The organism is Pseudomonas sp. M20 (assembly GCF_045037865.1).
GTDB lineage: Bacteria > Pseudomonadota > Gammaproteobacteria > Pseudomonadales > Pseudomonadaceae > Aquipseudomonas.
Window position 1 is genome coordinate 4,392,791 of the sequence record NZ_CP173611.1, and the last position, 12,273, is coordinate 4,405,063.

Sequence of the window (12,273 nt, forward strand, 5' to 3'; positions counted from 1 at the left end):
GGTCGTGTCCCAAATGAGCTTGGGTCGGCCGGTTGTCTATTCGCGCCCTACCTTAAGGGAGAGGCGCGCTGAGGTCGAGATTAAAAATTCAGGTGGCGGGCGAGCGCAATGATGGCACTCGCCGGTCAACGGTATTGGAGGAAGACGTTGTCTCGCCCGAACTGGTCACGCAGTGCTTGAATCAACGCATCTGCCGGGTCGATCCGCCAGGTCTCGCCAAACTGCAGCAAGGTCTTCGCATCCGGGCTGGTGTACTCCATGGTCACCGGGCACGCGCCGCGATGACGCTTGAGCAAATCACCCAACCAGCGTAGCTGATCGCCTTTCAGGTCCTGGGTTTGCAGCTTCAGGCGCAGGCTTTCGGCGAGGTTGGTCCGGGCGTCTTCCATGCTCATCACGCGCTTGACCCGCAGCTTCAGGCCGCCGGAGAAGTCGTCATTGCTGACCTCGCCTTCGACGACCACCATCGCGTCAGTCTGCAACAACGACTGCGCCGCATGGAACGACTCGGAAAACAGCGAGGCCTCGATGCGTCCAGAGCGGTCATCCAGGGTGATGAACCCCATCTTGTCGCCCTTCTTGTTCTTCATGACCCGCAGCGCAATGATCATGCCTGCGACGGTCTGGGTATCTCGCGCCGGTTTCAGATCAATGATGCGCTGGCGGGCGAAACGACGGATTTCACCTTCGTATTCATCAATCGGGTGACCGGTCAGGTACAGGCCCAGGGTGTCTTTCTCCCCTTTGAGCCGCTCCTTGAGCGTCAACTCCTTGGCCTTGCGATGGTTGGCGTAAACGTCAGCGTCTTCTTCGACGAACAGTCCACCGAACAGGTCTGAGTGCCCGCTGTCCTGAGTGCGTGCAGTTTGTTCGGCGGCCTTGATCGCCTCTTCCATGGCCGTCAGCAGCACCGCGCGGTTGCGGTCGATGTTGGCTTGGTAGGCTTTTTGCTCATCGTGGAAGTACGGGCCAAGGCGATCCAGAGCGCCGCTGCGGATCAAGCCGTCGAGCGTGCGTTTGTTGATGCGCTTGAGGTCGACCCGGGCGCAGAAATCGAACAGATCCTTGAACGGCCCCGCCAGACGCGCCTCAGTGATCGCCTCAACCGGCCCCTCGCCTACGCCTTTGATCGCGCCCAGGCCATAGATGATCCGGCCCTCATCATTCACCGTGAACTTGAATTCCGAAGTATTCACATCCGGCGCGTCGAGGCGCAGCTTCATGGTGCGAATTTCTTCGATCAAGGTCACGACCTTGTCGGTATTGTGCATGTCCGCCGACAGTACCGCGGCCATGAACGGCGCCGGGTAATGGGTTTTCAGCCAAGCGGTCTGGTACGACACCAGACCGTAAGCAGCGGAGTGAGACTTGTTGAAGCCGTAACCGGCGAATTTTTCCACCAGGTCGAAAATGTTACCGGCGAGGTCGGCGTCGATATTGTTGGTCTTGCAACCCTCAATGAAACCGCCGCGTTGCTTGGCCATTTCTTCGGGTTTTTTCTTACCCATCGCCCGACGCAGCATGTCTGCACCGCCGAGGGTGTAACCGGCCATGACCTGAGCAATCTGCATCACCTGTTCCTGATACAGGATGATGCCGTAAGTCGGCGCCAGAACAGGCTTGAGGCCTTCGTACTGGTAGTCCGAGTGCGGGTACGCCAGTTCGGCGCGACCGTGCTTACGGTTGATGAAGTCATCCACCATGCCGGACTGCAGCGGGCCCGGACGGAACAGGGCCACCAGTGCGATCAAGTCTTCGAGGCAGTCGGGCTTGAGCTTTTTGATCAGCTCTTTCATGCCGCGCGATTCAAGCTGGAACACCGCGGTGGTTTCAGCTTTCTGCAACAACGAGTACGTCGGTTTGTCGTCCAGCGGGATAAACGCAATATCCAGCGGCGGTTCGTTGACCTTGGCGCGGTCGCGGTTGATGGTCTTCAGCGCCCAGTCGATCACCGTCAGCGTACGCAGACCGAGGAAGTCGAACTTCACCAGACCGGCCGCTTCAACGTCGTCCTTGTCGAACTGGGTTACCAGACCGTCGCCGGCCTCATCGCAATAGATCGGCGAGAAGTCGGTCAGCTTGGTCGGCGCGATCACCACACCACCAGCGTGTTTACCGACGTTACGCACGACGCCCTCGAGCTTGCGCGCCATCTCCCAGATTTCCGCAGCCTCTTCATCGACCTTGATGAAGTCACGGAGGATTTCTTCCTGCTCGTAGGCTTTTTCCAGGGTCATACCGACTTCGAACGGAATCATCTTCGACAGACGATCCGCCAGGCCATAGGACTTGCCCTGCACCCGCGCCACGTCACGCACCACCGCTTTTGCGGCCATGGAACCGAAGGTGATGATCTGGCTTACCGCGTTGCGGCCGTATTTCTCGGCCACGTAGTCGATTACGCGGTCACGACCGTCCATGCAGAAGTCGACGTCGAAGTCGGGCATCGATACCCGTTCCGGGTTAAGGAAACGTTCGAACAGCAGGTCGTATTCCAGCGGGTCGAGGTCGGTGATCTTCTGCACGTAGGCCACCAGCGACCCGGCACCCGACCCACGGCCCGGACCTACCGGTACGCCGTTGTTCTTGGCCCACTGGATAAAGTCCATAACGATCAGGAAGTAGCCGGGGAAGCCCATCTGGATGATGATATCCAGCTCGAAATTCAAGCGGTCGACGTAGACCTGACGCTTGGCTTCGTAGTCTTCGGTGGTGTCTTTGGGTAGCAGCACCGACAAGCGTTCTTCGAGACCGTCGAAGGAGACTTTACGGAAGTATTCGTCGATGGTCATACCATCAGGAATCGGGAAGTTGGGCAAAAAGTGCGTGCCCAGTTTGACTTCGATATTGCAGCGCTTGGCGATCTCGACGGTGTTTTCAATCGCGTCAGGAATATCGCTGAACAGCTCGATCATTTCCTCGGCGCTTTTCAGGTATTGCTGATCGCTGTAATTCTTCGAACGCCGCGGATCGTCGAGGGCGCGGCCCTCACCGATGCATACGCGGGTTTCGTGGGCGGCGAAGTCTTCCTGCTTGATGAAACGTACATCGTTGGTCGCCACCAGAGGCGCGCCAAGTTTGTCGGCAAGTGCGACGGCACCGTGCAGTTGTTCTTCATCGTTAGGACGATTGGTGCGCTGGATTTCCAGATAGAAGCGATCCGGGAACACCGCCATCCATTCCCGCGCCAGCACTTCGGCTTCTGCCGGGTTGCCGCCAATCATGGCCATGCCGATCTCGCCTTCTTTGGCGGCGGACAGCATGATCAAGCCTTCGTTGGCTTCAGCAACCCATTCACGCTCGACAATGATCATGCCGTTGCGCTGGCCTTCGATGAATCCGCGCGAGATCAGCTCGGTGAGGTTGCGATAGCCCTTGGCGTTCATCACCAACAGGCTGAGCCGGCTCAGCGGTGCGTCCGGATCCTTGTTCGACAGCCACAGGTCGGCGCCGCAGATCGGCTTGATGCCTGCGCCCATGGTGTTTTTATAGAATTTGACCAGAGAACACATGTTGTTCTGGTCGGTGACCGCGACCGCCGGCATGTTCATGGCCGTCAGCGCCTTGACCAGTGGCTTGATCCGCACCAGCCCATCGACCAGGGAGTATTCAGTGTGCAGGCGTAGATGAACGAATGAAGCCGGCATAGTGATCCTGTCCAGTTACATAGAGACAACAAGGCCCGGATTGTACCGGGCCTCGAACAAAACATCAGCCTTGCGACTAAACCTGTGTCAGGCCTTCGAGCGCTTCATAAGCCTGACGCACCGGGGCGAACGAGCGCCGGTGAATCGGCGTCGGGCCAAGACGCACCAACGCTTCCAGATGAACGGGCGTCGGGTAGCCTTTATGGCCACCGATGCCGTAACCCGGGTAGATCAATTCGAAGGCGGCCATTTCGCGATCGCGGCTGACTTTGGCCAGAATCGATGCGGCAGCGATGGCTGGAACCTTGCCGTCGCCCTGCACGACCGCTTCGGCGCGCATCGGCAATTGCGGGCAGCGGTTGCCGTCGATCATCGCCAGCTTCGGCTGAATGTGCAGGCCGGCCACTGCACGCTGCATGGCCAGCATGGTCGCGTGGAGAATGTTGAGCTCGTCGATTTCTTCGACTTCGGCGCGAGCGATGCACCAGCTCAGGGATTTCTCGATGATCTCGTCGTAGAGCTTTTCACGCTTGGCTTCAGTGAGTTTTTTCGAGTCGTTGAGGCCCAGGATCGGCCGATTCGGATCGAGGATCACCGCCGCCGTGACCACGGCACCGCACAACGGACCACGACCGACTTCATCGACACCGGCGACCAGTTCTTCGACTTCGGCGACCAGAGTGAAATCCAGGCCCATCTGCATGCTTGTCTTGCTCATCGTGTCTGACCGATCAGGTTAAGGACGGCGTCCGCCGCCTGATTGGAGGCATCCAGCCGCAGCGTGCGGTGAATCTCATCAAAGCCGCGCGTCTGTTCTTCGCCGCCTTCGATCAATGGCGACAGGGTCTGTGCCAGCGCCTCGACTGTTGCATCATCCTGCAATAATTCTGGAACCAGCAGTCGCTGGGCCAGCAGATTCGGCAAGGACACGTACGGGCTCTTGACCATCCGCTTCAGAATCCAGAACGTCAGCGGTGCCAAACGGTACGCCACGACCATCGGCCGCTTGTACAACAGTGCTTCAAGGGTGGCGGTGCCGGAGGCGATCAACACGGCGTTGCACGCAGCCAGAGCCAGATGCGATTTGCCATCGAGCAGGGTCACCGGCAGATCCCGGCCTGCGAGCAGCTCTTCAAGCTGCGCGCGGCGTTCGGCATTGGCGCACGGAATGACAAAGCGCAAACCCGGGCGCATCGCACGCAGACGTTCGGCAGTATCAAGGAACAGCGCACCCAGTCGAGACACTTCGCCGCCACGGCTGCCGGGCATCAACGCCACCAGCGGGCCGTCAGGCAAGCCCAGCTCGGCACGCGCCGCAGCACGATCGGCCTCCAGCGGAATGGTGTCGGCCAGTGTGTGGCCAACGAACCGCACCGGCACGCCTTTCTCTTCGTAGAATTTTGCTTCGAACGGCAGCAGCGTCAACATCAGATCGCAGCCTTCGCGAATCTTCAGCACCCGTTTCTGCCGCCATGCCCATACCGAAGGGCTGACGTAATGCACGGTCTTGATCCCGGCCTGACGCAGCTTGAGTTCGATATTGAGGTTGAAATCCGGCGCATCGATACCGATGAACACATCCGGCTTCTCGGCGATCAGCGTGGCGATCAGGTCCTTGCGGCGCTTAAGCAGCTCGCGCAACCGACCGAGGACTTCCACCAGCCCCATGACCGACAAGCGCTCCATGGGAAAGTAGGACGTCAGGCCTTCGGCCTGCATCAACGGGCCGCCGACGCCGATGAACTCGACGGCTGGATGCTGCACCTTGAGCGCGCGCATGAGACCGGCGCCGAGAATGTCACCGGAAGCTTCACCTGCCACCAGCGCAATACGCAGATTGGCCATGATCAGCGAGTGATGCCGCGAGTCGACGACTGAATGGAGTCACGGAATATCGCGACTTCCGGGAACTGCGCAGCAGGTTCGACCAGTTCGGCCAGTGCCTGCTCGACCGTGAGGCCTTGGCGATAGACGGTTTTGTAAGCGCGACGCAGGGTGTGGATCGCGTCCTCGCTGAAACCGCGACGGCGCATGCCTTCGAAGTTCATGCTGCGCGCTTCGGCAGGGTTGCCGAACACGGTGACGAACGCCGGAACGTCCTTGCCGATGGCGGTGCCCATGCCGGAAAAGCTGTGGGCGCCAATGTGGCAATACTGGTGAACAAGGGTGAACCCGGAGAGGATCGCCCAGTCATCCACATGCACATGGCCGGCCAACGCCGTGTTGTTGACCAGAATGCAGTGGTTACCGATGACACTGTCATGCCCGATGTGAGCGTAAGCCATGATCAGGTTGTGATCGCCCAGCGTGGTTTCCGAACGGTCCTGAACGGTGCCACGGTGGATCGTCACGCCTTCACGGATGACATTGTGGTCACCGATCACCAGACGGGTTTCTTCGCCTTTGTACTTCAGATCGGGCGTGTCTTCGCCTACCGAGGAAAACTGGTAGATGCGATTGTGCTTGCCGATGCGGGTCGGGCCTTTGAGGATGACATGCGGCCCGATCACGGTACCCTCGCCGATTTCCACACCTGCGCCGATGATCGACCACGGGCCGACCTCGACGCCATCAGCCAGAACGGCCGACGGATCGATGATTGCGCGAGGGTCAATCAAACTCATAGCTTGCGTTCCGCGCAGATGATTTCAGCGGAGCAGACTGGCTTGCCGTCGACCGAAGCCTGGCATTCGAACTTCCAGATCTGACGCTTGCAGCTGATGAACTTGGCTTCAAGGATCAACTGATCGCCCGGCAACACCGGCTGACGGAAGCGCAGCTTGTCGGAGCCGACGAAGTAGTAAAGCGTGCCGTCGGCAGGCTTCACATCAAGCATTTTGAAACCGAGGATCCCGGCAGCCTGAGCCATCGCTTCGATGATCAGCACGCCCGGCATGATTGGATGCGCAGGGAAGTGACCATTGAAGAACGGTTCATTGATGCTGACATTCTTGTAGGCGCGAATGCGCTTGCCTTCAGTGTCCAGTTCCACCACCCGATCCACCAGCAGGAACGGGTAACGGTGAGGCAGGTATTCGCGAATCTCGTTGATGTCCATCATTTCGGGGGGAAGCCTATGTAAAGATTGGGAGCGCGACTGACGCGCACTCCTCTAGCAAATCAAGGAGGCAGTCTAGAGGCTGTGCACACTTGATATGGAAATGGTATCAGCCATCTGATGAAGCATTGCCGTCAGGGGTCACTTCCCCTACGCGCTTTTCCAGCTGTTTCAAACGTCGCGCGATGTCATCGAGCTGACGAATGCGGGCCGCGCTTTTGCGCCATTCGGCCGCCGGTTGCATGGCTGTACCGGAAGAATAGGCACCCGGCTCGGTAATCGAGTGGGTCACCATGGTCATCCCGGTCAGGAAAACGTTGTCGCAAATATCAATGTGGCCGACCAGACCGACACCACCGGCCAGCATGCAATGCTTGCCGATTTTGGTGCTACCGGAAATGCCAACACACGCGGCCATGGCGGTGTGATCACCGACCTGAACGTTGTGGGCGATCTGGATCTGGTTGTCGAGCTTAACGCCATTGCCGATCACGGTATCGGCCAACGCACCGCGGTCGATGGCGGTGTTCACGCCAATCTCGACATCGTCGCCGATGGTCACGCCACCGATCTGGGCGATTTTCTGCCAGATGCCTTTTTCGTTGGCGAAACCGAAACCTTCGCCGCCGAGCACGGCACCGGACTGGATAACCACGCGCTTGCCGATCCGCACGTCGTGATACAGCGTTACGCGGGGCGCTAGCCAACCGCCTTCGCCGATTTCACTGCGCGCGCCGATGAAGCAATGCGCGCCCAATGCCACGTTTGCCGCGATCCGCGCACCGGCCTCGATCACCACGAATGGGCCGATGCTGGCGGTTGGATCAACCACTGCGTCAGGCGCAATGACCGCCGACGGATGGATACCCGCAGCGGCTTTTGGCTTGGGATCGAACAGATGCGAGATTCGCGCGTAAGCCAGGTAAGGATCCGGCACCACCAACGCATTACCGGCAAAACCTTCGGCATCGGCCTCTTTGAGCAGCAATGCAGCGGCCTGCGAGCCGGGGAGGTATTTGCGATATTGAGGGTTTGCCAGAAAGCTCAACTGAGCTGGGCCAGCCTCTTGCAAAGTGGCTAGCCCAGTAATTTTCGTCTCAGGGTCGCCACGCAGGGTGGCGCCGAGGAACTCGGCCAACTGGCCGAGCTTGATAGTCACGGTCATGGGTTACTTCAGCTGATTCATGCGCTCGATAACCTGGCGCGTGATGTCGTACTGAGGTTTGACATCGATCACTGCACCACGCTCGAACACCAGATCAAAACCACCTTTCTTGATGACTTCTTCCACTGCGCTATCCAGTTTCGGCTTCAGTTGCTTGAGCATTTCTCGGTCGGCAACAGCTTTGGCTTCGTTCAGCTCCTTGGACTGGAACTGGAAGTCACGGGCCTTTTGCTTGAATTCCAGCTCCAGACGCTCACGTTCACCTTGCTGCATTTTGTCGCCACCGGCCATCAGACGATCCTGAATACCCTTGGCGCTGCTTTCCAGGGTTTTCAGCTTGGTCAGTTGCGGACCGAACTTCTTCTCGGCATCCACGGCGTACTTTTTCGCAGCGTCGGATTCCAGCAAGGCCATCTGATAGTTCAGAACGGCAATTTTCATGTCGGCAAATGCCGGGCCTGCCACCATCAAGGAGGCCAGGAGAACCAATTGAGTCAACTTACGCACGATGCACTCCTACAAAATCCATTGTCGTTATCTTGGGTCAGACGCTTAGAACGTCTGGCCGAGGGAGAATTGGAACACTTGAGTTTCAGCCTCATCCGGCTTCTTGATCGGCATGGCCAACGCGAAGCTCAGAGGACCCAGTGCGGTGACCCAGGTCACACCCACACCCACGGAACTGGCCATGTTGCTCAGGCTGATGTCGTTGCACTTGGTGTTCGACGACGAGCCGTTGGCATTGGTAGTGTCCTTGCACTGCGAGTCAAATACGTTACCCACATCCCAGAATACCGAAGTCCGCAGGGAGCGCTGATCTTTCACGAATGGCAGCGGGAACAGAACCTCGACACCACCCTGGATCAGAACGTTACCACCGAACGGCAGCGGATCCTGATCCGGGTCAAGACGCGTACCCGGGTTTGTGCCACGGCTTGGCGTACTGCGTGGACCGAGTGTGCTGTCCTTGAAGCCACGAACCGAGTTGAAACCACCAGCATAGTAGTTTTCATAGAACGGCAAGCCGTCAGTCCCGCCGTAACCGTCGCCATAACCCAATTCGGTGTGCAGACGCAGGGTGTAGTTCTCGCTGATCGGCTGGAACAGCTGGCCGCGGTAATCAAGTTTGTAGAACGAAAGGTCGCTGCCCGGCACGGTGGTTTCCAGGGTCAGGCTCTGGGAACGGCCGCGGGTCGGCAGTACGCCTTTGTTCAGTGTCGATTCGGACCAGCCGGCTGACGCCTTGAAGTTCAGGTACTTGTCGCCTTCCTTGTTAACGAAGTCGAAAATCTCGTCAACGGTGTAGGTACCGGTCTTGATCTCGTCCTGTTGAACCGAGAGGCCAAAGGTCAGACGCGAAGTTTCGCTGATCGGGTAGCCAACGTTGACGCCGGCACCCAGGCTGTCTACCGCATAGCTTGCTACATCGACGTCGAGGTCTTTGTAGTCAGTGGTGCGATAGAACGCGTTGTAACCCAGGCTCACGCCATCGGCGGTCCAGTAGGGGTCAACGTAGCCGAAGTTGTAGCGGCTTTGATATTCGCTACGGGTCAGGCCGATGCTGACGCGGTTACCAGTACCGAGGAAGTTGTTCTGGGTGATCGAACCACCGAGGATCAGACCGGCACTCTGGGCGAAACCGACACTGGCGGTAATCGAACCGGAAGCCTGTTCTTCAACTGCATAGTTCACGTCAACCTGGTCGTCGACACCTGGCACAGCCGGGGTTTCAACGTTGACCTCTTTAAAGAAGCCCAGACGCTCAAGACGAGTCTTGGATTGGTCGATCAGGTAGGTCGAAGCCCAGCCACCTTCCATCTGACGCATTTCACGACGCAGCACTTCGTCCTCGGACTTGGTGTTGCCACGGAAGTTGATGCGGTTGACGTAGGCACGCTTGCCCGGATCAACAGCAAACAGGATATCGACGGTGTGGTCATCATCATGCGGCTGAGGTACGCCGTTGACGTTGGCGAAGGTGTAGCCCTCGTTACCCAGACGACGTGTGATCAGCTCGGACGTGGTGGTCATCAGCTTGCGCGAGAACACTTGGCCTTTCTGCACCAGCAGCAGGGACTTGACCTGATCTTCAGGAACCTTCAGGTCACCGCTGAGTTTGACGTCACGAACGGTGTATTTCTCGCCTTCGGTGACGTTGACAGTGATGTAGACGTGCTTCTTGTCCGGGGTGATGGAAACCTGGGTCGAAGCGATATCCATGTTGATATAGCCACGGTCCAGATAGTAGGAACGCAGACGCTCCAGGTCACCGGAAAGCTTTTCACGGGCGTACTTGTCGTCGTTCTTGAAGAACGACAACCAGTTGGTGGTTTTCAGCTCGAACAGGTCGGTCAGGTCTTCCTCGGGGAAAACCGTGTTGCCCACCACGTTGATGTGCTGAATGGCCGCAACGGTACCTTCGTTGATCTTCACTTTCAGACCAACACGGTTACGCGGCTGCGACACCACTTCGGTATCAACGGTAGCCGAGTAGCGGCCTTGCGCGACGTACTGACGTTGCAGCTCGTTACGCACACCTTCGAGGGTGGCGCGCTGGAAGATCTCGCCCTCAGCCAGACCAGACTGTTTGAGACCTTTCATCAAGTCTTCAGTGGAGATCGCTTTGTTGCCTTCGATCTCGATACTGGCGACCGACGGGCGTTCAACGACCGTGATTACCAGAACGTTGCCTTCGCGGCCCAGCTGGATATCTTGAAAGAAACCGGTTTTGAACAACGCACGAGTGGATTCCACCAGGCGACGATCATCCGCCTGCTCACCGACGTTCAACGGCAAGGCACCAAAGACGCTACCCGCGGAGACCCGCTGGAGGCCATTGACGCGAATATCAGAGATAGTGAAGGACTCGGCGTGAACTTCGGCGATCATCAATACGGTGAGAACCGCAGTTAGCAGCAGACGTTTCATGAAGTCCTTTCTTATTCCAACTGGCAATAAACAAACTGCCGCAAAATGCGGCAGATTCGCAATTCAGCGAAGCGTTACAGTCGACCCAGATCGTTGACCAGAGCTAGCAACATCACCCCGACCACCAAACTGATACCGATCTGTATCCCCCAACCTTGCACCCGATCCGACAAGGGACGACCACGCGCCCACTCGATCAGATAAAACAACAAATGCCCCCCATCCAGTACAGGAATGGGCAGCAAATTCAGAACGCCCAGGCTAATACTCAGATAAGCAAGGAAATTCAGGAAATCAGCGACGCCCGACTGGGCAGAAGCGCCCGCCACTTTAGCAATGGTTATCGGTCCACTCAAGTTTTTTACCGAGAGCTCGCCGAACAGCATTTTCTTTAGCGAATCGAGCGTCAGAATGCTCATGGTCCAAGTGCGACGGGCACCCTCGCCAATGGCAGCCAGAGGCCCGTAACTGACCTCACGAATCATCTCCGGCGGCCAGTCGATCGCTTTTACACCTGCACCCAGATATCCGCTTGGCGATTTGCTTTCACCGCGCGCCGCCAGAGTAACAGGGACGTCGATTTGAGCACTGTCGCGCTCGATGCGCAGCATGATTTTGGTATCAGGACGCGTACGAACCGTATCGACCACCTGCTGCCAGTCATTCAGCGCCTGGCCGTCGAGTGCCAACAGGCGATCACCGGTCTTCAGACCAGCAGCCTGGGCCGGACCTTTCGGATCAAGTTCGGCAAGCACCGGTGGCAAAGCCGGGCGCCACGGACGAATACCCAAAGAGCGGATCGGGTCTGGCTCATCAGCACCTTTAAGCCAGTTATCCAGCTTCAGTTCACGCGGCGAATCCGCTGTCGAACCCTGCTCACGCACCAGCAACTGCAGAGAACCGCTTTCGCCCAGGCGCCGGACCAACTGCAGATTGACGGCCGCCCAACCGGTAGTCGGCTCTCCATCGATAGCGACGATTTCCTCACCCGCGTTCAAACCGGCTCTGGCGGCGATACTGCCGGATTCAACCGCACCGATGACCGGACGCACCTGCTCGCTGCCGAGCATCGCCAACACCCAGAAGAACACCAGCGCCAAGAGAAAATTGGCAATGGGGCCGGCCGCAACAATGGCGATACGCTGACGCACGGATTTGCGGTTGAACGATTGATCAAGCTGATCGACCGGGACTTCGCCCTCACGCTCATCGAGCATTTTGACGTAGCCACCCAGCGGAATCGCGGCAACCACAAACTCGGTGCCCTGCTTGTCGTGCCAGCGCAACAACGGCATGCCAAAGCCCACGGAGAAACGTAGAACCTTGACGCCACAGCGACGCGCGACCCAGAAGTGGCCGAATTCGTGAAAGGTGACCAGCACACCCAAGGCGATCAGGGTGCCGGCAATCATATAGAGCGCGCTCATCTACTTTCTCCGCAATCCTGTTCAGTGCCGCGTGTAGCCATTGTGTAG

9 protein-coding genes are annotated in these 12,273 nt (G+C 58.1%); all 9 read right to left on the bottom strand.

The features are described 5' to 3' along the window. Positions 1-125: 125 nt before the first annotated feature. The gene (dnaE, locus tag ACI514_RS19610; RefSeq protein ID WP_160056225.1) at positions 126-3,647 is read right to left on the bottom strand and encodes a DNA polymerase III subunit alpha; all 3,522 of its coding nucleotides are present in this window, start codon (positions 3,645-3,647) and stop codon (positions 126-128) included. 76 nt (positions 3,648-3,723) lie between these two features. Further along, positions 3,724-4,350 carry a ribonuclease HII gene (gene rnhB / locus ACI514_RS19615; RefSeq protein WP_007908845.1) on the bottom strand — a complete coding sequence of 209 codons (627 nt, stop codon included), beginning with the start codon at positions 4,348-4,350 and terminating at the stop codon, positions 3,724-3,726. Positions 4,351-4,361: 11 nt separating this feature from the next. Continuing rightward, positions 4,362-5,492 carry a lipid-A-disaccharide synthase gene (gene lpxB, locus ACI514_RS19620; RefSeq protein ID WP_405122231.1) on the bottom strand — a complete coding sequence of 377 codons (1,131 nt, stop codon included), beginning with the start codon at positions 5,490-5,492 and terminating at the stop codon, positions 4,362-4,364. A gap of 2 nt (positions 5,493-5,494) precedes the next feature. Beyond that, positions 5,495-6,271, bottom strand: coding sequence for an acyl-ACP--UDP-N-acetylglucosamine O-acyltransferase (lpxA, locus tag ACI514_RS19625; RefSeq protein ID WP_064393182.1), 777 nt, complete (start codon positions 6,269-6,271; stop codon positions 5,495-5,497). After that, positions 6,268-6,708, bottom strand: a complete 441-nt coding sequence (fabZ, locus tag ACI514_RS19630) for a 3-hydroxyacyl-ACP dehydratase FabZ (RefSeq protein WP_003222142.1) — start codon at positions 6,706-6,708, stop codon at positions 6,268-6,270. The genes lpxA and fabZ overlap by 4 nt, the downstream gene beginning before the upstream one ends. A 106-nt stretch (positions 6,709-6,814) precedes the next feature. Then, entirely contained in the window at positions 6,815-7,870 is a 1,056-nt protein-coding gene (gene lpxD / locus ACI514_RS19635; protein WP_160056221.1) for a UDP-3-O-(3-hydroxymyristoyl)glucosamine N-acyltransferase, read from the bottom strand. Between the two features lie 3 nt (positions 7,871-7,873). Next, entirely contained in the window at positions 7,874-8,377 is a 504-nt protein-coding gene (locus tag ACI514_RS19640) for an OmpH family outer membrane protein (RefSeq protein WP_007908849.1), read from the bottom strand. Positions 8,378-8,422: 45 nt separating this feature from the next. After that, positions 8,423-10,798 (bottom strand): outer membrane protein assembly factor BamA, encoded by a 2,376-nt coding sequence (gene bamA, locus ACI514_RS19645; protein WP_160056219.1) that lies wholly within the window; start codon positions 10,796-10,798, stop codon positions 8,423-8,425. Between the two features lie 74 nt (positions 10,799-10,872). Beyond that, the gene (gene rseP / locus ACI514_RS19650; RefSeq protein WP_405122232.1) at positions 10,873-12,225 is read right to left on the bottom strand and encodes a sigma E protease regulator RseP; all 1,353 of its coding nucleotides are present in this window, start codon (positions 12,223-12,225) and stop codon (positions 10,873-10,875) included. Positions 12,226-12,273 lie beyond the last annotated feature (48 nt).